Consider the following 21,192-nt stretch of genomic DNA (forward strand, 5'->3'; position numbering starts at 1 on the left):
CGCTCCCCCCCCATGGCGGGTCGCGGGGGCTCCCGCTACCGCACCAGCGTCGCCGCAGGTCTGACGAAGCTCTTGCGGCCGCGCTTGAACCCCATGAGGGGCGCGGCCATCCCGCCGAAGGCGTCGGTCTCGTCATCGGCGTCGAGCACGATCATATCCGCCCGTCCGCCGATCGTGATGCCATAGTCCGCGATCCGCATCAGCCGGGCGGCTCCCGTCGAGATCATATCGAGGCAATCGCCGAAGCGTTCGGGGCCCAAATGCATGAGGTTCGCATAGAGATTGCCCATCCGGATCAGCGAGCCGTCGCCAAAAGGCGTGAAGGGGTTCAGGACGTTGTTGGTCGCGACCGAGACGGCGACGCCGCCTTCCGCCAGCCGATGAACCGGCGCCACCCCGCGCGGTGCCCGATGGTTGAGATCGCGCCCGTTGAGATAGAGATCCGTCGCGGGCAAGGCCGTCACCGCCACGCCGGCATCGGCCAGGAGCGCGATCATGCGCTGCAACGCGGCTTCATCGATGGCCGCAAGCTTGGTGGCATGGCCGACGGCGACCCGCCCCTGCCAGCCCGCCGCCATCGTCCGCCGGCAAATCTCCTCCAGATGGGACCAAGTGGGATCGAGATCGAAATCCAGATGGAAATCGAGATCGACGTCATGCGCCACCGCCAGGGCGAAGAGCCGTTCCATCTGCAGGGAAGGATCGGCATCGGTGTAGGGACAGCCGCCCAACAGATCGGCCCCCTCCGCCAGGGCTTGGGTCAGCAGCCGCTCGACCGCCGGATCGTGGGTCATCCCCTCCTGCGGGAAGACGCAGATCGACAGATCGATGGCGAAGGCATAATCCCGCTTGAGCCGCTTCATGGCCTCGAAACTGCGCAGGCCAACCAGCGGATCGAGTTCCACATGGGCCCGCATGTGCATGGTGCCCTGCGTGATCGCGCGCTCCAGGGTGCGGGCGCCGCGATCGTAGACATCCTCGATCGTGAACTCCCGTTTCAGGCGGGAAACCGCGGCGATTGCCCCCTTGAGCCCGCCGCCGGCATCGCGGCACCGGCAGAGCAGGCAGGATTTATCAAGATGGATGTGCGTATCGACCAGCCCCGGCAGGACGAGACGCCCGCCGGCGTCCTCCTCGAGGGCGGCTGTGCCCGCCAAGACAGGGCCGATGGCGGCGATCCTTCCCTGCCTGACCGCGATATCCTGCGGGCCTTGCCTTCCCCTCAGGCGGGCGTTGCGCACGAGAAGATCGAAAGTCTGGTTCTGAGGCATCTCAAATCCGGCGTGACAATTGCATTCGGTAATCGTATGCACTTTCGATGCCACCATGACGACACTTGCGGAGCTTCCAATGAGTGAGAGGACCGAACGCGATCTGCAGGCCGTGAAGGATTACCTGGATGCCTCCATGGCCCCCGATCCCGTGCGCGCGGCGAAACATGTGGCCCCGGGTTTCATCTGCCGATTCACCGGGCATCGGGTTTTCGATACGCCGAGCGGGCCGACCGGCTTCAACGCCGCCCGATACAAATGGGTGAAGAAGCGGATCGAACGCTATGACGTGGTGCCGGGCGAGACGGAAACCATCGTCTACAGCCTCGGCTATCTGTACGGCGCCTGGCCGGACGGCACGCCCTTCGACAACAACCGCTATGTCGACCGCTTCGTGGTGCGGGACGGGCTGATCGTCGAAACCGATGTCTGGAACGACAGCGCCGAATGGATACTCGATCCCTCCTGCACCCGCTGACCCTAATTCCTGGCGCCTTTATTCGGTATAGGGCGCCAGGATATCCATGAGATCGCGGCTCCTGGCCCCTGAACTTTGCAGCAGCGCGCGGGAGGCCACGGCCTCCAGATGTTCATCCATGAGGGCGCAGGCCTTGTCGGCAGGACCGGTGCGGATCGCCTCGATCAGATCCAGATGCTCATTCACCGCGCATTCGGACGAATGGGGCCGGCTGAAGACCGCCAATGACAATCCCGCGCGGTAGCAGATCTCCGTCACATAGCGGATCAGAACGGGCTTGCCGGTCATTTCCGCCAGCCGGACATGGAATTCCGTCGCAAGGCGGATCGAAATCCCCTCGGCGCCATGCCGGGCCTGATGTTCGGCTTCGACGATGGCCTTCAACTGCTTCACCTGGGCTTCGGTCAACTTGCCGGCCAGATGCCGGACGACCTGACGTTCGAGATCGATCCGGATGTCGAAGATGTCCCGCGCATCTTCGAAAGACGGCACGGCAACCACGGCGATGCGGTTCCGGCGCAGGTCGACAAGGCCTTCCGCCGCCAATTGCCCGAGCGCGCTGCGGGCGATGGTCCGGCTGACGCCGAAGCGTTCGCCCAACGAATCCTCCGGCAGCCGGTCTCCTGGCGAAAGCGCCCGTTCGATGATCGCACGCCGCAGGGCTGTGCAGATCACCGCGACACGGTCGCCTCCGGTTTTCGTCGAACGCTTTTCCTCGGCCATCACCGCCTTCTCCTGCCCCGCCTTGCATAAGCGAGGTCGGGCGGGAATTCAACGCGCCAAGTGCCGCATTTGGATGCAACAGCCTCACCACCCTGCACAAATGAAATGCATGCAGTGATTGTACACACTTTTTCCTGCCAAGAGTTTGTCACCCCGGATGCGGAGCCCGGCCCGACCCGGAAACTGGCGCACCTGTTGCATACAATCGATCAGTCCGTCACGAGGTGCGTCGCATGTCCCCATCCCAAGCCATCCAGCAAGGCCGCTCCCCCATCGCCGTCGAGCTTTCGCAGGCCGCCGTTTCGTTCGGCAAGCCGGGCAAGGCGGTTGCGGCCCTGCAGGAGACGAACCTTCGGATTGCCGAAGGCGAATTTGTCGCTCTGGTCGGCCCGTCGGGCTGCGGGAAGTCCACGATCCTGCGGCTGACGGCCGGCCTGCTGCAACCGACCCGGGGGGCCGTCGTTGTCGGCGGGCGCGAGGTGGGGGCCAAGGCCCTGCGCATCGGCATGGCCTTCCAGAATCCGACCATGCTGCCCTGGCTGACCATCGAGCGGAACGTCATGCTGCCGCTGAAGATCGTGCGGCCCTTCCGCTCCGACTATCGGGCCAAGCGCAGGACGGAATACCGCGACCGGGTGCATGCCCTGCTGGCCGATGTCGGGCTTGATAAATTCGCCGGACATTACCCTTGGCAGTTGTCGGGCGGAATGCTGCAGCGCGCGAACCTCTGCCGCGCCCTCATCCATGAACCGAGCCTGCTGCTCCTCGACGAGCCGTTCGGCGCGCTCGATCAATTCACGCGCGAGGAGCTGTGGGGGACGATGCAATCCCTGTGGCTGAAGCGCAGGCCCACCGTCCTGCTCATCACCCATGATCTGAAGGAAGCGGGCTTCCTCGCCTCGCGCATCTGCGTAATGAGCGCCCGCCCCGGCCGCATCATCGACGACAGCGCCGTCGATTTTCCCCGCCCGCGCACGATCCAGATGACCTTCGACTCCGATTTCGTCGCCCTCAATCAGCGCCTGCGCGACCTCATCATCGATGCGCGCACCGACACCGCCATCCGGGGAGCCTGAGCCATGAGCTACGAACTGCGCCGCCGCCTCTGGGCCGCCATGCTCATCCTCGGCTTCTTCGCGGCTTGGGAATTCCTCTGCCTCGCCCTTCAGGTCTCCGATCTGGTCCTCCCCCGCCCGACCCAGGTCTTCGCGACGCTGTTCGCCCGCCTCGGCGTCCTCTGGCCCCATGTGCTGCAGACTCTTTGGACCACGATGGTCGGGTTCATCCTGGGCGTCACCGTCGGGGTGATCATCGGGGCGGCCATCGGCGTCTCCCGCACCGCCTACGACACGGTCTATCCCCTGCTGATCGGCTTTTCCTCGATCCCCAAGGTCGCCGTGGTGCCGATCTTCGTGCTGTGGTTCGGATCGGGGGCGACGCCGGCCATCCTCACCGCTCTGGCGATGTGCTTCTTCCCGATCGTCGTCAACATCGCGACCGGCCTTGCCACCACCGAGCCGGAACTGGAGGACGTCCTGAAGTCGCTCGGGGCCAGCAAGCTCGACATCCTCTGGAACGTCGGCCTGCCCCGCACCATGCCCTTCTTCTTCGCCTCGCTGAAGATCGCCGTCACCTTCGCCTTCGTCGGCAGCGTGCTGTCCGAAACCGTCGCCTCCAACAAGGGCATCGGCAACGTGATGATGACGGCCTCCTCGAACTTCGACGTGCCGCTGGTCTTTGCCGGCCTCTTCCTGCTCGCCGCCCTCGGCATCCTGCTCTACGTCGCCTTCTCGCTTGTCGAGGCGCGCGTCACCGGCTGGGCCACCCGTCGGCAGGGCTTTGCTTCCGCCTGAACCCTCACCCCGGAACGGAACCTACCATGTTGAAAAAGCTTCTCTCGACGCTTGCGCTGGGTCTTTGTCTGAGCGGGCCGGCGTTGGCCGAAACCAACATCAAGTTCACGCTCGGCTGGAAGACCCAGGGCTCCGACGCTCCCTTCCTGCTGGCGCAGCAGAAGGGCTACTTCAAGGCCGAAGGGCTGAACGTCACCATCGACCAGGGCGAAGGGTCGGCGGCCACCGTGACCCGCATCATGTCGGGTGCCTATGACGCCGGCTTCGGCGACATCAACGCGATCATCCAGAACGCGGCGACCCGCCCCGGCGATGTGCCGATCATGGTCTATCAGCTCTGGAACAAGCCGCCCTTCGCGATCGTCTCGAAGAAGACGACCAACATCACGAAGCCCGCGGATCTCGTCGGCAAGAAGCTGGGCGGCGCCCAGGGCACCCCGACCACCCGCCTCGTGGCCGTGCTCGGCACGCTCAACAAGGTCGATATGACCAAGGTCACCATCGAGAACATGGGACCGAACCTGCAGGAGCCGATGCTGATCAAGGGCGACATCGACGGTGCCCTGGTCTTCAACATCACAAGCTGGTTCAACCTGATCAACAACCGTCAGGACCCTGCCAAGGACTACAACTGGCTGCTGTTCGGCGAGTTCGGCCTCGATCTCTATTCCAACGGCATGATGGTTTCCCAGAAGCTGATCAAGGAAAACCCGGCCGCCGTTGCCGGCCTCGTCCGCGCGGTCAACAAGGCGGCGGTGGAGATCGGCGTGGATGCCGAGGCTGGGGTGAAGGCGGTCCTCGCCTATGACAATCTGGCCAAGGAAGACCTTGAACGCGCCCGCATGACGTTCTCCTACGAGCGGCTCATCCTGTCGCCCGAAGTCGACAAGCTCGGCCTCGGCGATGTGGACGACGCCCGCCTCGCCCGCTCGATCGGCATCATGGTCGAAGGCTATCAGTTGACCGCCACGCCGAAGCCGGACCAGATCTTCACCCGCCAGTTCCTGCCGCCGCTGGCCGACCGCAAGCTCACCTACAAGGCCAACTGACCGCGAGAACCGGCATGCTGGAAGCGGACAGCCGGCCGCCACTCCCGGCCGCTGCGCCGCGCTCCAGCCTGAACCCCGAACTTCGATAGCCTGACCGGCCTGAACGGACGGAATCGTCATTCATGGCGCAGCGCCTGGATCGGATCGAGATGGGCCGCGCGGTGGGCCGGGATGTAGCCGAAGACGATTCCAACCACGGCGGAGAAGCCGAACGCCACAAGTGTGATGAAGGGATCGACGATGAAGGGAACGTTCAGCGCCGCCGTCGCCACGACCGCCAGCCCGAGCCCCAAGGCGATTCCGAAGATGCCGCCGAACAGGGACAGCACCACCGCCTCCACCAGGAACTGCATCAGCACCTGTCCCTCCAACGCGCCGATGGCGAGGCGTATCCCGATTTCCCGCGTCCTTTCGGTCACCGACACCAGCATGATGTTCATGATGCCGATCCCGCCCACCAGCAGGCTGACCGCCGCCACCGCGCCCAGAAGGCCGGTGAGCACCGCCGTCGCTCCGGCGGTGGCCTGCACGACCTGCTTCATGTCGCGGACGGAGAAATCATCCTCCTTGCCGGGGGTGATGTTGCGCCGCTCCCGCAACAGGCGCTCGATGCCGGTCTGCACCTTGGCCGTATCGACCCCGTTCCGGGCCGAGACGTAGACGCGCGCGATGTCCATGTTTCCAGCGATCCGCCGCTGGAAGGCGCGCAGAGGCATCAGCACCGTGTCGTCCAGGTCGGTTCCGAAGCTCGACTGCCCTTTCGCCTCGAGAAGGCCGATCACCTCGCACGAGACGTTGTGGATGCGGATGGTCTCGCCGACGGGATCGGCACGACCGAACAGCTTCTCCCGGACGGTCTGGCCGATGATGCAGGCGGCACGCCCGGCGCGCTCCTCGCCCTCGAAGAAGCCGCGCCCCCGTGCCAGCGCCCAATTCTGCACGACGAAATAGCCACTGTCGGTGCCCGTCACCACCGTGTTGCGGTTTTCCGTCCCGTAGATCACCGGCACCGATTTTTGCGCCACCGGCGCAACCGCCTGAACGCCGGCCAGTTGCGCCCGCATCGCCTCGATGTCGCGGCTGTTGAAGGGCTTGGCGTCGGAACTGGCGCGTCCGGGACCGACCTGTCCGGGCAGCACGAACAGCAGGTTGGTGCCGAGCTTGGCGAGGTCGGCGGTGATCCGGGCGGTGGTGCCGTTGCCGATGGTCACCATGCCGATGACGGCGCCGACGCCGATGATGATGCCGAGCACGGTGAGAAAGGAGCGCAGCGCGTTGCGGCGGATCGCCTGGAGCGCGAGCTTGACGGCTTCGACGAGCATCACGCGGCCCTTTCGCTGGAGGCGTCGCTGTCGATGCGGCCATCGACGAACCGGATGATGCGCCGTGCGTGGGCGGCCATGTCCGGCTCATGCGTGACCATGATGACGGTGATGCCTTGTTCGCGGTTCAACCGCACCAGAAGGTTCATGATCTCCAGGCTCATCCGGCTGTCGAGATTGCCGGTCGGCTCGTCGGCCAGCAGAACGGCGGGGTCGGTGACGATGGCGCGGGCGATGGCGACACGCTGTTGCTGGCCGCCGGACAGCTCGCCCGGCGTGTGATCCTCGCGCCCTTCCAGCCCGACACGCGCCAGAACCTCCCGCGCGAGCCGGCGGCGGACGGTCGTGGGAATGCCTCGGTAGACCAGAGGAAGCTCCACATTCTCCACGGCGCTGGTGCGGGCCAGCAGGTTGAAGCCCTGGAAGACGAAGCCCAGGTAGCGGCGGCGGAGCAGAGCGCGCTGATGGCGGTTCAGGCGGCCGACATCGACGCCCATGAAGCGATAGGTGCCGGAGGTCGGGGCGTCGAGGCAGCCGAGGATGTTCATCGCCGTCGACTTGCCGGACCCGGACGGCCCCATGATCGCCACGAATTCCCCCCGGTCGATGCTCAGATCGACCGCGTTCAGCGCCGGGACGGCGGCTGGGCCGCTGCCGAAAACCTTGCTCACACCCTCGAACTCGATGAGGGGCGGCTCGCCGTTTCTGGGCATGCCGCCCTCCTCAAGGGGGCGGGGCGGTGTCCACGATCACGACCGCGCCCTCCATCAGGTCTCCTTGGAGAATTTCGGTTCTCCGGCCGTCGCTCGCTCCGGTGATGACCGGCACCTCCACCGCAGCGCCGTCCCGCAGCGTCCACACGGTGCGCGACGGGCCGCTGGCCTCGTGCGGACTGGGGGAACGGAACTGCGGCATGCCGGGCATCATCCGTTTCAGCAGGTCGCCCTGGCCCGCCGCCTCCACCGGCGGCGTGAAGCGCAGGGCGGCGTTGGGCACGAGAAGCGCGCCCGCCACGTCCTGCACACCGATTTCCGCCGTCGCGGTCATGCCCGGACGCAGCAGCATGGCGCTGTTGTCCACGGTGAGAATGGCCTTGTAGGTCACGACGCCCTGCACCGTCTCCGGGGCGTAGCGCAGTTCGCGGATGACGGCGGGGAAATGGTGATCGGGGTGGGCATCGACGGAGAAGCGGGCCGACTGTCCTTCCCTCACCTTCCCGACGTCGGCCTCGTCCACGTCGACCTGCACCTCCATCCGGCGCAGATCTTCGGCGATGGAGAACAGGACCGGCGCCTGAAGCGTGGCGGCGACGGTTTGGCCGGGATCGATGTTGCGCTTCAGGACGATGCCGTCGATTGGCGAAACGATGCCCGTCTTGTGCAGGTTCGATTCATTCAGCGTCAGCTCGGCCTCGGCCACACCGACATCGGCTCGTGCGCTTGCCAGAGCGGCCACGGCCCGGTCATGGAGCGCTCTCGCCACGTCGAGGTTCTGAAGCGTGCCGGCGCGGGTGCTGACCAACGCCTGCTTGCGGTCGAGATCGCGCGTGGTCTCGACGACGGTGACCTCCGCCTGGACGACCTTCGCCTTGGCGGCGGCCAGTCTGGCGCGGGAACTGTCGACGCTGGCCTTGAACTTGTCGGTGTCCAGTTCCGCCAGCATCTGACCGGCGGCGACCACGCTGTTGTAATCGACAAGAACCCGGCGCACGGTGCCGGACAGCTCGCTCGAAACCTCGACCTGGCTTGTCGGCTGGACGCTGCCGGTCGCGGTGACGATCACGTGCAGGTCGCCGCGGACCGTCGGTTCGGTGACGTAGCGGATGTTGTCGGCGGAGGAGCGAAGCAGGACGTACACACCCGCAGCCGCCAGAGCGATCAGAAGGATGGCGAGCAGCCATTTTCGCCCGATGCGCACCGCCCCCGAAGCGTTCGGGGACGGACGGTCCGGCCCCAGCAGAGCATCAATGTCCGCCGCCGCTTCCCGCGGCAAGAGCCCAGTCATCGCGACCTCTTCCGCCAGTGCGTTCGAGAAAGGTCGTTCAAGGATGGAGAGTTGCGCACCATTGTCCTGCTGTCCGGTTCGTTGCGCAAGCGCTCCGGCCGCTTTCTCCTGAAAATTTTCTTTGGAAGTATCTTGTAAGTATCAAGGCAAGGATCATCGGATCGTGTCCGGCATGTTGCCGCTTCGACCGATTATCGGAGGCTTCTCGACGGCCTCCCCATGTGATGCCGAGCGGGAAAGCCCCAAGCCACTCGTGATCTCCGCTCGATGATCCCCCCTTGACCGGTGCGGACCGCCGACAGGCGATTTCGGCGTATATGGGATCTATACGCCCGGAGCGTCCCGCCCCCCTCGAATCTATATGCGCTTATGGCGCATCGTCGTCAGGACGGACAGGTCTCCCGCTCCGCGATCGCGGGGGGAGGAGCCTGCCCGTGCCGGCCCCGCGGTTCCGCACGCCACGGCGCCGGAACGCGCCCTTGGGAGACCCATCATGCTCGACATTCTTGCCCTGGCGCTCACCGCCGGCTTCTTCGCCGGGGCGATCGCCTACGTTCACACCTGCGAACGGCTGTGAGGAGACATCCATGATCCTCGACTTCACGCTGGCCGGCCTCGTGACCGCCGGCCTTCTGGCGTACCTCGTGTACGCCCTGATCCGCCCCGAACGGTTCTGAGGACACTCCCATGACCGTCAACGGCTGGATTCAAATCCTGGTCTTCATCGCCCTCGTGGTTGCCGTGGCGCGGCCGCTGGGCGGTTTCATGACCAGCGTCTTCAACGGCGAGCGCAATGTCCTGTCCCCGGTGCTCGGGCCGATCGAGCGCGGCCTCTACAGCATCGCCGGTGTGGATGCCAAGGCGGAGCAGCATTGGGTGACCTATGCCGTGTCCATGCTGCTGTTCAGCGTGGCCGGCATGCTTCTGCTCTACGTCCTGCAGCGCGCGCAGGGGTTCCTGCCCCTCAACCCCAACGGCATGGCCGCGGTGCCCGCCGATCTGGCCTTCAACACCGCCGCCAGCTTCACCACCAACACGAACTGGCAGAACTACGGCGGCGAAAGCACGATGAGCCATCTCGTGCAGATGGCCGGGCTGACCGTGCAGAACTTCGTCTCCGCGGCGACCGGCATCGCGCTCGCCGTGGCGCTGGTGCGCGGCTTCGCCCGCGCCGGGTCGCGGACCGTCGGCAATTTCTGGACCGACCTGACCCGCGCCACGCTCTACGTCCTGCTGCCGCTCTGCGTCGTCCACGCGCTGTTCCTGGTGTGGCAGGGTGTGCCGCAGACCCTGGCCGGAGCGGTGGACGCCACCACGCTGGAGGGGGTGAAGCAGACCATCGCCCTCGGCCCCGTCGCCTCGCAGGAGGCGATCAAGATGCTGGGCACCAACGGCGGCGGCTTCTTCAACGCCAACTCCGCCCATCCCTTCGAAAATCCGAACGCCGTCACCAACCTTGTCCAGATGCTCTCCATCTTCGCCATCGGCGCCGGGCTGACCAACCTGTTCGGGCGCATGGTCGGCGACGAGCGGCAGGGCTGGGCGATCCTCGCCGCCATGGGCGTGCTGTTCGTCGCCGGCGTGGCGGTGGCCTATTGGGCCGAGGCCCAGGGCAACCCGGCTTTCGCCGCCTTCGGTATCGACAACGCCGCCGGCAACATGGAGGGCAAGGAAACCCGCTTCGGCATCGCCATGAGCGCGCTCTTCGCGGTGGTCACCACGGCGGCCTCCTGCGGGGCGGTCAACGCCATGCACGACAGCTTCCTGCCGCTGGGCGGCATGGTGCCGATGGTCAACATGATGCTGGGCGAGATCATCGTCGGCGGCGTCGGGGCCGGGCTCTACGGCATGCTGCTGTTCGCCATCGTCACGCTCTTCGTCGCCGGGCTGATGGTCGGGCGCACGCCGGAATATCTCGGCAAGAAGCTGGAGGCGAAGGAGGTCAAGATGACCATGCTCGCCGTGCTGTGCCTGCCGCTGATGATGCTGGGCGGCACCGCCTTCGCGGTGGTGCTGGACACCGGCACCGCCTCCCTGGCCAACGCCGGGCCGCATGGCTTCTCGGAGGCGCTCTACGCCTACGTCTCCGCCGCGGCCAACAACGGCAGCGCCTTCGGCGGGCTGAGCGGCAACACGCTCTGGTACAACCTGACGCTGGCCGCCGCCATGCTGGTGGGCCGTTTCCTGGTCATCGTGCCGATGCTGGCCATCGCCGGTTCGCTGGCCGCCAAGACGCGCGCCCCGGCGTCCGCCGGCACCTTCCCGACCCACGACGGGCTGTTCGTCGGGCTTCTGGTCGGCGTCATCCTGATCGTCGGCGGCCTGACCTTCTTCCCGGCCCTCGCCCTCGGACCCATCGTCGAGCATCTCGCGATGAACGCCGGCACGCTCTTCTGATCGGGACCTTCCCCATGGAAGCCAAAAGCAAGACATACGGCCGGTCGCAGGCGAGCACGCTACTCGACCCGGCCATCCTCGGCCCGGCGGTGGGCCAGTCCTTCCGCAAGCTCGACCCGCGCCTGATGGTGCGCAACCCGGTGATGTTCTGCGTCGAGGTGGTGGCGGCGCTGACCACGCTGCTGTTCCTGCGCGATCTCGTCACCGGGGCCGGAGGCACCGGCTTCGCCCTGCAGATCGTGCTGTGGCTGTGGTTCACGCTGCTGTTCGCCAACTTCGCCGAGGCGGTGGCGGAGGGCCGCGGCAAGGCCCAGGCGGCTAGCCTGCGCAAGACCAAGACCGAAACCAGCGCCCGGCTGCTCGGCCCCGACGGCGCGGTCGTCCGGATCGTCCCGGCCAGCCGCCTGAAGCCGGGCGACCTCGTGCTGGTGCAGGCCGGCGACCTCATCCCCTCCGACGGCGAGGTGGTGGAGGGCGTGGCCAGCGTCAACGAAGCGGCGATCACCGGTGAATCGGCGCCGGTGATCCGGGAATCCGGCGGCGACCGCTCGGCGGTGACCGGCGGCACCCAGGTGATCTCCGACTGGATCAAGCTGCGGATCACCGCGGCACCCGGCTCGACCTTCCTCGACCGCATGATCGCGCTGGTCGAAGGCGCGCAACGGCAGAAAACGCCCAACGAGATCGCGCTGAACATCCTGCTGGCCGGCATGACGATCATCTTCGTCATCGCCGTGGCGACCATTCCCAGCTTCGCGGCCTACGCCGGCGGCTCGGTGAGCGTGCTGGTCCTGGTGGCGCTGTTCGTCACGTTGATCCCCACCACCATCGGAGCGCTGCTGTCGGCCATCGGCATCGCCGGCATGGACCGTCTGGTGCGCTTCAACGTGCTCGCCATGTCGGGCCGCGCGGTCGAGGCGGCGGGCGACGTGGACACGCTGCTGCTCGACAAGACCGGCACCATCACGCTCGGCAACCGGCAGGCGGCGGAGTTCCTCCCCGTGCCGGGCGTCTCCGAGCGTGATCTGGCCGACGCCGCCCAGCTCGCCTCGCTGGCCGACGAGACGCCGGAGGGCCGCTCCATCGTCGTTCTGGCGAAGGAGAAATACGGCATCCGCGCCCGCGACATGGCCGGGCTGCACGCCCACTTCGTCCCCTTCGCCGCCCAGACCCGGCTCAGCGGCATCGACAGCGACGGCATGTCCATCCGCAAGGGCGCCGTTGACGCGGTTCTGGCCCATGCCCGGAGCCTCGGCCACGGCACCGCCGCCCGGGGCAACACGGCCACGGCGCTGCGCTCCGATCCCACGGCGGACGCCGCCGCGCGCGAGGTGCAGGCCATCGCGGAGCGGGTCGCCAAGTCCGGCGGCACGCCGCTGGCCGTCGTCCGCGACGGGCGGCTGCTCGGCGTCATCCACCTGAAGGACATCGTCAAGGGCGGCATCCGGGAGCGCTTCGCGGCGCTGCGCCAGATGGGCATCAAGACGGTGATGATCACCGGCGACAACCCGATGACCGCCGCCGCCATCGCGGCGGAGGCCGGGGTGGACGACTTCCTGGCCCAGGCGACGCCGGAAGCCAAGCTCCAGCTCATCCGCGACGAGCAGGCCCGGGGCAAGCTGGTCGCCATGTGCGGCGACGGCACCAACGACGCCCCGGCGCTGGCCCAGGCCGACGTCGGCGTGGCGATGAACAGCGGCACCGTCGCCGCCCGCGAGGCCGGCAACATGGTCGACCTGGACAGCGACCCGACCAAGCTGATCGAGATCGTGGAGATCGGCAAGCAGCTCCTGATGACCCGCGGTGCCTTGACCACCTTCTCCATCGCCAACGACGTGGCGAAGTACTTCGCCATCATCCCCGCCATGTTCCTGGCCTTCTACCCGCAACTGGGCGCCCTGAACGTGATGGGGCTGACCAGCCCGGAAAGCGCCATCCTGTCGGCGATCATCTTCAACGCGCTGATCATCGTGGCGCTGATCCCGCTGGCGCTGAAGGGCGTGCGTTACCGTGCGGTCGGGGCCGGCGCGCTGCTGCGCCGCAACCTGCTGATCTACGGGCTGGGCGGGCTGGCGGCGCCCTTCGCCGGCATCAAGGCGATCGACATGCTCATCACCGCCATCCGCCTCGTTTGAAGGCGGCCTCGTTTGAAGGCGACCTTGTTTGAAGGCAACCTCGTTTGAAGAGCCTGAGGAAAACCGACATCATGTTGAAGGAACTGCGTCCTGCGCTGGTCATGACCGCCGCCTTGACGGTTATCACCGGCCTCATCTACCCCCTGGCCGTCACCGGCATCGCCCAAACCGTCTTCCCGCATCAGGCCAACGGCAGCCGGATCGAGCGCGGCGGCACGGTGATCGGGTCGGAACTGATCGGCCAGAATTTCACCGGCGGGCGCTATTTCCAGCCGCGCCCCTCGGCGACCGGCGGCCCCGACCCGGCTGACCCGTCCAAGACGGCGTCCCAGCCATACAACGCCGCGAGTTCCAGCGGGTCCAACCTCGGCCCGACGTCCCGGGTCCTGCTCGAACGGGTGCAGGCGGAGGCCGAACGGCTGAAGGCGGAGAATCCCGGCGTGCCGGTCCCGGTGGATCTGGTGACCGCCTCGGGCAGCGGCCTTGATCCCGACCTCTCGCCGGCCGCCGCCGACTTCCAGGTGCCGCGCGTCGCCAAGGCGCGCGGAATCACGGAGGAGGCGGTCCGCCAACTGGTCGCCGCCAACACCGCGCCGCGCGCCCTGGGATTCCTGGGCGAACCGGCGGTCAACGTCCTGAAGCTCAACCTCGCCCTGGACAAGGCCCCCGGCAACTAAAGCGGATTGCGATCCGCGTGTATCAAGGGCCACGCCACGCTGCACCGGCGCCGGCGGCCCGCTCCGCATCACCCCGAAAGGAACCTACTGCACGTGCATCCAGAGGCGCATGAGTTCCGGAACCGTGCGGATGTCGAGTTTGCTCAGGATGTTCGCACGATGCGTCTCCACCGTGCGGACACCAATTCCGAGGCGGTTGGCGATGGTCTTGTTGGCGCAGCCCTCGATCATCAGCTCCGCGACCTCCCATTCACGGGGACTCAGAAGGGATAGCTTCGCCAAGGCGAATGCCGCGGCAGAGCGGTCGCGGCGCTGGAGGGCGTCGCGTTGCAAGGCCTCATGGATGCGGCGCAGAAAAACGCCATCATCGAACGGCTTCTGCAAAAAATCGACAGCCCCCGCCCGCAAGGCCGTGACAGCGGTGCTTACCTCGCCATGGGCGGTGATGATGATGACCGGAAGCCCGCACCCGCGCCGGGACAACTCCTCCTGGAGCTCAAGACCGTCCATGAACGGCATGCGGAGATCGACCACCACGCAACCCGGCTGCTCGGGCTTGTAGCGATGCAGGAACTCCAGTGCGTTGCCGAACGTCCGCACGGACAGTCCGGCCACTTCCACCAGGGCGGAAAGCGCATCGCGCACGGCCTCGTCGTCATCGATGATGAAGACGGTTGGCTCCGCGGCGGCAAGATCAGTTGGCTTGTTCATGGGACGGATGGACATCCGGATGTGCTGCGGGGACGAACACCTGGAAAATGGAGCCACGCGCAGAGGTGCGGGCCAGCCACAGCCGGCCGCCATGTCCCTCGACGATCGAACGGCAGATCGGCAGGCCAAGCCCCATTCCCGCCGGTTTCGTGGTTGCGAACGGCGAGTAGAGGCGGTCGATCATGTCGGGCGCCACGCCCGGCCCGGTGTCCTCAACCTCGAAAATCAGCCCGTCGGGTGGTGTGGCTCGAACCCGGAGGATCACCTCGCGCGCGGGACTGCCCGCAGCGGCGATGGCTTCGATGCTGTTGTGCATCAGGTTGAGAAGGACCTGCTCCATCTGGATGCGATCGCACGACACGAGAGGGAGGGGTTCCACCATGTCCACACGCAGTTGGACCCGGTTGTAGGAGGCGTCGGCCCGCACCAGCGCCAATGTTTCGCGCACGATATCGGCTGCCGGTTCCAATGCCAGCCGAGGCGCCCCTTTGCGCAGGAAGGTGCGGAGACCTCGAATAACCTCGCCGGCCCGCTCCGCCTGGATCACCGCCTTGTTGATGAGTTCCTGGGCACGCGGCGCCGTGTCGTCGCTTTCCAGAATCCGCTGGGCGGCACGCGCGTAGCTGATCGACGCCAACAGCGGCTGGTTCAGTTCATGGGCCAGAGCGGACGCCATTTCGCCGGTGACCGCCAGACGGGCGATATGGGCCAGTTCGGCCTCATGCTCGCGCAGCCGAACCTCGATCGCGCTGCGCTCGCTGACGAGAGCGCCAAGGAACAGGGCCGTGATGGCCAACGCCAACATCAATGTCTGATGATAGATCACCGCGTGCAGGGGAAACCCGATGGCCTGCAACCCGGCGATCAGCCCACTTTGTATGGCCAGAGCGGCCAGCACCGCCCCTGACAGCCCATGCGAAACGGCGACCCATACCAGGGGAAGGAACAGGACGTAGAACAGGTTGAACTGACCGTCGCCGATGGGCAGGAAGACGATGACCAGAGAGGCCGCGATGGCGGCCGTCTGAGCCGCCGAGGGCATCCTCGGCAAGCTCCATGCGGGAGCCCTTCCGGGGCGGTACAGGATAAGCAGGAACGGGGTGACCACGGCGATGCCGATCGCGTCCCCCAGCCAGTATTGGAAGGCCAGCGTCGGCAGGTCGGCCGCGGCAAGAACGCCGTCCAGGACGAACACGCCGACGAAGGCCGGGGCCACGAGGGCGGCGCTCAGGAAGGTGATGCCGACCAGCCAGCCGACGTCGCGCACCCGGTTCAGAGCCAGATTGATGGCCACCCGGCGGCGCAGGACATGGGCGGCGGCGCCATACCCGGCGACAATGAAAAGATTCGAGAGCAGCAGCGAGGGCATTGAGGCCGGATGCCCACGCACCACGAGATCGGCCAGGACCAGCGTGGCATAGATCATCGGCACGCCGCGTGCCCCGGTCCACAGCAGCAGAGCCATGTAGAGCCCGGCCGGCGGGTTCCACGGAGTGATGTTGAGGCTCGGGCGCGGATGGATGAAGGTCAGCCAGTCGATGGGCAGGTAAGCCGCCAGGAACGCAAGGGACAACACCAGCATGTCCCGGCCTGTCGGGACGGCGGGGAATGGCGCTCCCGTTGCACGGCTGGCGGATGGAAAAGGCATCTCGAAGCATCTTTCGGGCGACACGCGCGGACGTGGCCTGGAATATACGCCCTTCCGGCGGATTCGCCTATTTCAAGGAAGGGAGCCCATCGGGCTCCCCTCGAGGCATTCCACGATTCAGCCGATGAAGAATGGCTGCGTGCCGTGCGCGGCAATGGCTCTCGACAGCCTTTCCAGCGCGTGGGCATAGGCGGCCGTGCGCATCGAGATGCTCTTGGCCGTGCGCATGTCCCACACCCGACGGCCCTCGGTTTCCATGATCGCGCGGAGGCGCTCATGGATCTCGTCCAGGCTCCAGTAGTATCCCTGGCGGTTCTGCACCCACTCGAAGTAGGACACCGTCACGCCGCCGGCGTTCGCCAGGATATCGGGCAGAACGATGACGCCGGCCTTTTCCAGAATGCGGTCGGCGTCCGGGGTGATCGGGCCGTTGGCGAGTTCGAGAACGATGCGAGCCTTGATGTGGCCGGCGTTGCCCTTGTGGATCTGATCCTCCAGAGCCGCGGGGACCAGAATCTCGCAGTTCAAGCCCAGCAGCTCGGTGTCGCTGACCACACGGGCGCCGCCGTCGGTGTAGGAGGTCACGGAACCGCCACGCTCCTTCGCCGCTTGAACCGCATGAGGGTCCAGGCCGTCCTCGCAGGCAATCGCTCCGCGGGAATCGGACAGGCCGACGATGCGGTAGCCGTCGGCGTGCAGCAGACGGGCGATGTGGAAGCCGGCGTTGCCATAGCCCTGGATCACCACCCGCTTGGCCGAGCCGGTGAGGCCCAAATCCGCTTCCAGATGCTTGATCAGGTAGTAGCCTCCGCGGGCCGTGGCATCGTCGCGTCCCAGGGAGCCTCCGAGCGGAAGGGGCTTGCCGGTGATCACGGCGGGGCTCGGCTGGCGGACGATGGAGCTGTACTCGTCGGCCATCCATCCCATGATCATCGAGTTGGTGTAGACGTCCGGGGCCGGAATGTCGCGGTCGGGTCCGATCATGCCGGCGAAGGCCTGCACGTATGCCCGCGAAAGACGCTCCAACTCGGATTTGGACAGACTATGCGGGTCCACTTTCACCGCGCCCTTGCCACCACCATAGGGCAGGTTCATCACCGCGCACTTGAAGGTCATCCAGAATGCCAGCGTGGTCACCTCCTCCACGTTGGAGCTCGGGTGGAAGCGGATGCCTCCCTTGGTCGGACCGCGCGTGTCGTCGTAGCGGCAACGCCAAGCCGGAAAGGAGCGGCGCGATCCATCGTCCATGCGCACCGACAGGCGGACGCTCAACGTCTCCTTGGCATATTTGAGTTTCTCCAGAACCTCGGAATCCACCTCAACGTGCTTCGCGGCTTCATCCAAGCGGCTCAGCGCCCCCGAAAGCAAATCGTCCATCGTATTGTCCCTATGGTATCGGTCAGGAGCGCCGAAGGCGGGCGTATGCCCTTCCTGGAAGGTTCCGCTTGCCGCTCCTTGCGCATATGCCGGCCTTTTCTACTCAGGAAATACTCGGATCGAAATATCCGTAGTAATACGGAGAGCAATTAACTCTTTGATTTTACACAACAAATTTTTTGGAAAATTGACCGCGGAATGCGTTCCGTAATGTTACGGATGGCGGCCGGCGATGTGCGTGGGAGAGAATTCGTTCCGGACTGCGTCGCAGTCGCCGTTCATTCGAGGACGCACCGATGACCGAGGGAGCTGACCGACCGCTGATCTGGATCGGACGTACGGACTATGGCCGTCTGCTGTGGGCAATGGATCGGCTGTCCGTACAGGCCCCGGATGTATCGGCGTTCCTATCCCGGGAACTGGATCGCGCGATCGTCCGTCGGGAAGGCGATCTGCCCCGGATGATCGTGCGCATGGGCAGCCGGGTGCTGTTTCGCCGCGACGACGACATGCCGTGCGAATGGGGCAAACTGGTGTACCCGGACCAGTCGGCCACGGAAGGCCAGATCAGCCTTGCATCACGTTTGGGAGTGGCCTTGCTCGGCCTCCGGGAGGGAGCCCGCATGCCCTACAGCGATGCGGACGCAACCATGCGCTGGCTGTCGGTCGAGCGCGTTCTGCCGGCCTGAGCCGCTTCCTCCTTCCCCTTGCAGGATCGAATTATGACCACACCGCCGCGGCCCAGCCGGCTGCCGACCATCACTTTGACCAACAGCGTTCACGAGCGGCTGTCCGAGCTTGCCTTTGCCGCTGGGAACCGGATGCCGGAGGTGGCGGACTATCTGGAACGCGAATTGGATCGCGCCCGCGTGGTGTCCGACGATGCCCTGCCGCCGTCGACCGTCACCATCGGCTCGCACGTCACGTTCGTGGATTGCGATACCGAGCAACGGCGCAGCGTCACGCTGGTGTGGCCTATGGGGGAGGATTCCTCGCACCATCGGCTGTCCGTCATGACGCCGGTGGGTGCGGCTCTGATCGGGCTTCGCGCCGGCCAAAGCATCGGTTGGAAGAACCGCATGGGGACATGGCGTCGCCTCAAGGTCGAGGCGGTTTCCCAGCTCGACGAGGCAGTGGCCGCCGGAAATCAGGTTCTCTGATCCCGCCGATCATCCGCGGCTTGGCGCCGGCTTGCCGGAGCCTACGGCATCGCGCTGTTCGTCATGATCGAGGCAAGGACGACACCATCATGAAAAGGCCACCCCCATCGCGGGCCCCATCGCGGCCCCCATCGCGGGGAGCGGGTGGAGTGAAGCGTCCGGATGGCGCCATCGTCAGCCTGCCGCGCGCCCTGTCAAAGCTCGGATTCTGTTCCCGCACGCAAGCCGAGGCTCTGATAGCCGAGGGGCGCGTGCGCGTCGATGGTCGGGTTGTCCGCAGCGCGACGGCCCGCGTCGATCCCGGTCGCGCCCGCATCGCCGTCGATGACGCGCTGGTCGTGGCCGAGCGCAAGGTCTACCTGGCGCTCAACAAGCCGCGGGGCCTCGTCACGACCCGGGATGATCCGCAGGAGCGGGCGACGGTCTACGATTGCCTCCAGGGGCTCGATCTCCCCTTCGTCGCGCCGGTGGGACGCCTCGACAAGGCGAGCGAGGGCCTTCTGCTCCTGACCAACGACACCCGCTGGGCGCAACGCGTGTTGAATCCCGCATCGGACGTCGAAAAGACCTATCACGTCCAGATCGACCGCCTGCCGGACGAGGGCATGCTGGAACGCGTGCAGGCGGGCATGGTGCTCGATGGCGAACGCCTTGTCGCGAAGTCGGCAAGCCTGCTCCGTGCCGGCACACGCAATGCATGGCTCGAAGTTGTCCTCAGTGAAGGCAAGAACCGCCAGATCCGGCGCCTGCTCGGTGCGGTCGGGGCAGACGTGCTCCGCCTCGTGCGCATCGATGTGGGCGGAGTGCGGTTGGGCGATCTCGCAAAAGGTGCGGTCCGGCATCTCACGCCGACGGAAAAGGCGATGCTCGATGTTCCAATCCGGACTGTTCCGGCATGTGTGAATGAGGCGGTCTCAGTTTCCAGGGCAGTCGAATAGGCTTGGTTCGCCCATCAGGAAGGACAGACCCGGACGTTGGTACAGCTTCATGGCGATCCGGTGGCGATCCGGTGGCGATCCTGAAGGCGTGCGCCGAGGCGGACCCGAAACGCCGACAGCCCGGACCCTCTGTGCCGACGTCGGGTGAGACAGCCGCTTCCTGGAATTGAACCGCCCCGGACCTGCTGGAGGCCCTGCCCGCCGTCCCCGCCTGGATCGTCATCGACCGCGGCTACGCCTCCGATGCCTTCCGCCGTCAGGTGTGCGACCTCGGCGCCCGCCCGGCTGTCCCAGCCAGGAGCAACGAGGCGCCGGCCGCCTGCCCGACCTGGATCGGCAACAACCGCAACCTCGCCGAGCGCCTGTGGGCTCGACAGAAGGAATGGCGCGCCATCGCCACCCGCTGCGAGAAAACCGCCGTCCCCTTCATGGGAGTTCTCAACCTGGCGGCCGCTCTCGATTGGCTCATGCGCCAACAGACCCTAGGCGGCATGGCCGACGGAATTCTTCGGAAAAGCCCACGCACCAGCAACATAATTCTCCATTCTTTGGCAGAATGTTCGGCAATCCGAGTAGGTATCGTTCGTATTTAAGGCATCTCACATCGAAGAGAATGTTCGATCACTTAATAAATGAAAAAATAGGTGTTAACTTTTGCGAAACGGATTCTATCTATCGTTAGACGCAATCACCCAATCTGCATAATACCAGTGCTGAAATCCGTTCGCACGTTGTTAGGTGACACGATGAATGCTAGCGAAGACGTGCACATAATTGACGACGACTCAAGCATTCGCCGAGTGCTCGCCAACACGTTATCCAGTGTGAAAATAAAGAGCCACGCGTATGGGACCGCGGCGGAGTTTCTTGAATCGGGACCGCATATCGGCGGTTGCGTCATCATGGATGTGCGCCTGCCCGACATGGATGGAATCTGTCTCGTCGAAACGTTGCGCAAACAGAATTTCGACCTTCCGATACTGGTCGTGACCGGATACGCCGACATTGATCTGGCTGTCCGGGCAATGAAGGCCGGAGCCGTCGATTTCCTGGCCAAGCCGTTCAGCAATGACACCTTCCTTGAGAAGGTTGGAAACTGCTTGGCCATCGAACGGGCGCGAGCCCGTATCCACACCCGCCGCCGCAACGCTGCCGAACGCCTGTCTTCCCTGTCCGGCCGGGAATCGCAAGTGCTGCGTCTGGTCATCGGCGGCAAGCAGAACAAGTGCATCGCCTGGGATCTGGGCATCAGCATCAAGACGGTCGAAGTTCACCGCGCCCACATCATGGAAAAGACCGGGGCCGCGACCATCGTCGATCTGGCCCGCATGTGGGAAATCGCCGGCATGGGTGCCGCGGATGAAGACGCCGCCATGCCGCTTTCGCTCGCCCTCGGGGCCTGAGCCGCTCTTTTCACGCTCGACCATAGGCCGAAAGTCATATATCAGG

Annotated in this window: 20 protein-coding genes and 1 pseudogene; 13 read left to right on the forward strand and 8 right to left on the reverse strand. The window is 65.7% G+C overall.

Going from position 1 to position 21,192, the window contains the following annotated elements; translation table 11 throughout:
- Positions 1-35: 35 nt before the first annotated feature.
- The gene (locus tag DS843_RS12955; protein WP_149469301.1) at positions 36-1,271 is read right to left on the reverse strand and encodes an amidohydrolase family protein; all 1,236 of its coding nucleotides are present in this window, start codon (positions 1,269-1,271) and stop codon (positions 36-38) included.
- A gap of 79 nt (positions 1,272-1,350) precedes the next feature.
- On the opposite strand from DS843_RS12955, the gene DS843_RS12960 reads away from it, so the two are divergent.
- On the forward strand, positions 1,351-1,749 hold the full coding sequence (locus tag DS843_RS12960) for a nuclear transport factor 2-like protein (protein WP_149469302.1): 399 nt from the start codon (positions 1,351-1,353) through the stop codon (positions 1,747-1,749).
- An 18-nt stretch (positions 1,750-1,767) separates the two neighbouring features.
- Here the strand turns inward: DS843_RS12960 and DS843_RS12965 are convergent, their stop codons facing one another.
- Positions 1,768-2,472, reverse strand: coding sequence for a GntR family transcriptional regulator (locus DS843_RS12965; RefSeq protein ID WP_149469303.1), 705 nt, complete (start codon positions 2,470-2,472; stop codon positions 1,768-1,770).
- A 233-nt stretch (positions 2,473-2,705) separates the two neighbouring features.
- On the opposite strand from DS843_RS12965, the gene DS843_RS12970 reads away from it, so the two are divergent.
- The 3 genes from DS843_RS12970 to DS843_RS12980 are packed head-to-tail and all read left to right on the forward strand — an operon-like array spanning position 2,706 to position 5,374.
- On the forward strand, positions 2,706-3,548 hold the full coding sequence (locus DS843_RS12970) for an ABC transporter ATP-binding protein (RefSeq protein ID WP_149469304.1): 843 nt from the start codon (positions 2,706-2,708) through the stop codon (positions 3,546-3,548).
- Positions 3,549-3,551: 3 nt separating this feature from the next.
- Positions 3,552-4,325: an ABC transporter permease gene (locus DS843_RS12975; RefSeq protein WP_149469305.1), complete on the forward strand. Its 774-nt coding sequence runs from the start codon at positions 3,552-3,554 to the stop codon at positions 4,323-4,325.
- A gap of 26 nt (positions 4,326-4,351) precedes the next feature.
- Positions 4,352-5,374, forward strand: a complete 1,023-nt coding sequence (locus DS843_RS12980; RefSeq protein WP_149469306.1) for an ABC transporter substrate-binding protein — start codon at positions 4,352-4,354, stop codon at positions 5,372-5,374.
- 116 nt (positions 5,375-5,490) lie between these two features.
- Here the strand turns inward: DS843_RS12980 and DS843_RS12985 are convergent, their stop codons facing one another.
- Genes DS843_RS12985 through DS843_RS12995 form a run of 3 tightly spaced genes read right to left on the reverse strand, consistent with a single transcriptional unit; the run spans position 5,491 to position 8,700 of the window.
- Positions 5,491-6,696 carry an ABC transporter permease gene (locus tag DS843_RS12985; RefSeq protein ID WP_149469307.1) on the reverse strand — a complete coding sequence of 402 codons (1,206 nt, stop codon included), beginning with the start codon at positions 6,694-6,696 and terminating at the stop codon, positions 5,491-5,493.
- A complete protein-coding gene (locus tag DS843_RS12990) occupies positions 6,696-7,409 on the reverse strand; it encodes an ABC transporter ATP-binding protein (RefSeq protein ID WP_149469308.1) in 714 nt (237 codons plus the stop codon). Before DS843_RS12990 ends, DS843_RS12985 begins: the two co-directional genes overlap by 1 nt.
- Positions 7,410-7,419: 10 nt before the next feature.
- Positions 7,420-8,700, reverse strand: coding sequence for an efflux RND transporter periplasmic adaptor subunit (locus tag DS843_RS12995; protein WP_149469309.1), 1,281 nt, complete (start codon positions 8,698-8,700; stop codon positions 7,420-7,422).
- A gap of 587 nt (positions 8,701-9,287) precedes the next feature.
- Here DS843_RS12995 and DS843_RS13000 point away from each other — a divergent pair.
- From DS843_RS13000 to DS843_RS13015, 4 genes are all read left to right on the forward strand, one after another.
- Positions 9,288-9,377: a K(+)-transporting ATPase subunit F gene (locus DS843_RS13000; RefSeq protein ID WP_149469310.1), complete on the forward strand. Its 90-nt coding sequence runs from the start codon at positions 9,288-9,290 to the stop codon at positions 9,375-9,377.
- Positions 9,378-9,387: 10 nt separating this feature from the next.
- The gene (gene kdpA, locus DS843_RS13005; protein WP_149469311.1) at positions 9,388-11,097 is read left to right on the forward strand and encodes a potassium-transporting ATPase subunit KdpA; all 1,710 of its coding nucleotides are present in this window, start codon (positions 9,388-9,390) and stop codon (positions 11,095-11,097) included.
- A gap of 14 nt (positions 11,098-11,111) precedes the next feature.
- Complete coding sequence (gene kdpB / locus DS843_RS13010) at positions 11,112-13,232, forward strand: potassium-transporting ATPase subunit KdpB (RefSeq protein WP_149469312.1); 2,121 nt, start codon at positions 11,112-11,114, stop codon at positions 13,230-13,232.
- 71 nt (positions 13,233-13,303) lie between these two features.
- On the forward strand, positions 13,304-13,909 hold the full coding sequence (locus DS843_RS13015) for a K(+)-transporting ATPase subunit C (RefSeq protein ID WP_149469313.1): 606 nt from the start codon (positions 13,304-13,306) through the stop codon (positions 13,907-13,909).
- A gap of 84 nt (positions 13,910-13,993) precedes the next feature.
- Here DS843_RS13015 and DS843_RS13020 read toward each other — a convergent pair whose 3' ends face one another.
- From DS843_RS13020 to DS843_RS13030, 3 genes are all read right to left on the reverse strand, one after another.
- Positions 13,994-14,620, reverse strand: a complete 627-nt coding sequence (locus tag DS843_RS13020) for a response regulator transcription factor (protein WP_149469314.1) — start codon at positions 14,618-14,620, stop codon at positions 13,994-13,996.
- Positions 14,604-16,202 carry an ATP-binding protein gene (locus DS843_RS13025; protein ID WP_149469315.1) on the reverse strand — a complete coding sequence of 533 codons (1,599 nt, stop codon included), beginning with the start codon at positions 16,200-16,202 and terminating at the stop codon, positions 14,604-14,606. The genes DS843_RS13020 and DS843_RS13025 overlap by 17 nt, the downstream gene beginning before the upstream one ends.
- A 183-nt stretch (positions 16,203-16,385) precedes the next feature.
- Positions 16,386-17,645 (reverse strand): Glu/Leu/Phe/Val family dehydrogenase, encoded by a 1,260-nt coding sequence (locus DS843_RS13030; protein WP_149469316.1) that lies wholly within the window; start codon positions 17,643-17,645, stop codon positions 16,386-16,388.
- A gap of 296 nt (positions 17,646-17,941) precedes the next feature.
- Here DS843_RS13030 and DS843_RS13035 point away from each other — a divergent pair, with 296 nt between their 5' ends.
- From DS843_RS13035 to DS843_RS13055, 5 genes and pseudogenes are all read left to right on the forward strand, one after another.
- Positions 17,942-18,334 carry a GreA/GreB family elongation factor gene (locus tag DS843_RS13035; RefSeq protein WP_149469317.1) on the forward strand — a complete coding sequence of 131 codons (393 nt, stop codon included), beginning with the start codon at positions 17,942-17,944 and terminating at the stop codon, positions 18,332-18,334.
- A 33-nt stretch (positions 18,335-18,367) separates the two neighbouring features.
- Positions 18,368-18,805 (forward strand): nucleoside diphosphate kinase regulator, encoded by a 438-nt coding sequence (rnk, locus tag DS843_RS13040; RefSeq protein WP_149469318.1) that lies wholly within the window; start codon positions 18,368-18,370, stop codon positions 18,803-18,805.
- Between the two features lie 149 nt (positions 18,806-18,954).
- The gene (locus DS843_RS13045; RefSeq protein ID WP_208852231.1) at positions 18,955-19,743 is read left to right on the forward strand and encodes a pseudouridine synthase; all 789 of its coding nucleotides are present in this window, start codon (positions 18,955-18,957) and stop codon (positions 19,741-19,743) included.
- A gap of 182 nt (positions 19,744-19,925) precedes the next feature.
- Positions 19,926-20,210: pseudogene (locus DS843_RS13050) on the forward strand (transposase); the annotation flags it as partial.
- Positions 20,211-20,489: 279 nt separating this feature from the next.
- Positions 20,490-21,146 carry a response regulator transcription factor gene (locus DS843_RS13055; protein ID WP_286192078.1) on the forward strand — a complete coding sequence of 219 codons (657 nt, stop codon included), beginning with the start codon at positions 20,490-20,492 and terminating at the stop codon, positions 21,144-21,146.
- Positions 21,147-21,192 lie beyond the last annotated feature (46 nt).

Source organism: Roseomonas genomospecies 6 (genome assembly GCF_008365375.1).
Classification (GTDB): Bacteria; Pseudomonadota; Alphaproteobacteria; order Azospirillales; family Azospirillaceae; genus Azospirillum.

Bases quoted from the DNA above. Each gene is read 5' to 3' on its own strand.
- DS843_RS12955 (WP_149469301.1), bottom strand. From the start codon at position 1,271: ATGCCTCAGAACCAGACTTTCGATCTTCTCGTGCGCAACGCCCGCCTG.
- DS843_RS12960 (WP_149469302.1), top strand. From the start codon at position 1,351: ATGAGTGAGAGGACCGAACGCGATCTGCAGGCCGTGAAGGATTACCTG.
- DS843_RS12965 (WP_149469303.1), bottom strand. From the start codon at position 2,472: ATGGCCGAGGAAAAGCGTTCGACGAAAACCGGAGGCGACCGTGTCGCG.
- DS843_RS12970 (WP_149469304.1), top strand. From the start codon at position 2,706: ATGTCCCCATCCCAAGCCATCCAGCAAGGCCGCTCCCCCATCGCCGTC.
- DS843_RS12975 (WP_149469305.1), top strand. From the start codon at position 3,552: ATGAGCTACGAACTGCGCCGCCGCCTCTGGGCCGCCATGCTCATCCTC.
- DS843_RS12980 (WP_149469306.1), top strand. From the start codon at position 4,352: ATGTTGAAAAAGCTTCTCTCGACGCTTGCGCTGGGTCTTTGTCTGAGC.
- DS843_RS12985 (WP_149469307.1), bottom strand. From the start codon at position 6,696: ATGCTCGTCGAAGCCGTCAAGCTCGCGCTCCAGGCGATCCGCCGCAAC.
- DS843_RS12990 (WP_149469308.1), bottom strand. From the start codon at position 7,409: ATGCCCAGAAACGGCGAGCCGCCCCTCATCGAGTTCGAGGGTGTGAGC.
- DS843_RS12995 (WP_149469309.1), bottom strand. From the start codon at position 8,700: ATGACTGGGCTCTTGCCGCGGGAAGCGGCGGCGGACATTGATGCTCTG.
- DS843_RS13000 (WP_149469310.1), top strand. From the start codon at position 9,288: ATGATCCTCGACTTCACGCTGGCCGGCCTCGTGACCGCCGGCCTTCTG.
- kdpA (WP_149469311.1), top strand. From the start codon at position 9,388: ATGACCGTCAACGGCTGGATTCAAATCCTGGTCTTCATCGCCCTCGTG.
- kdpB (WP_149469312.1), top strand. From the start codon at position 11,112: ATGGAAGCCAAAAGCAAGACATACGGCCGGTCGCAGGCGAGCACGCTA.
- DS843_RS13015 (WP_149469313.1), top strand. From the start codon at position 13,304: ATGTTGAAGGAACTGCGTCCTGCGCTGGTCATGACCGCCGCCTTGACG.
- DS843_RS13020 (WP_149469314.1), bottom strand. From the start codon at position 14,620: ATGAACAAGCCAACTGATCTTGCCGCCGCGGAGCCAACCGTCTTCATC.
- DS843_RS13025 (WP_149469315.1), bottom strand. From the start codon at position 16,202: ATGCTGGTGTTGTCCCTTGCGTTCCTGGCGGCTTACCTGCCCATCGAC.
- DS843_RS13030 (WP_149469316.1), bottom strand. From the start codon at position 17,645: ATGGACGATTTGCTTTCGGGGGCGCTGAGCCGCTTGGATGAAGCCGCG.
- DS843_RS13035 (WP_149469317.1), top strand. From the start codon at position 17,942: ATGACCGAGGGAGCTGACCGACCGCTGATCTGGATCGGACGTACGGAC.
- rnk (WP_149469318.1), top strand. From the start codon at position 18,368: ATGACCACACCGCCGCGGCCCAGCCGGCTGCCGACCATCACTTTGACC.
- DS843_RS13055 (WP_286192078.1), top strand. From the start codon at position 20,490: ATGAATGCTAGCGAAGACGTGCACATAATTGACGACGACTCAAGCATT.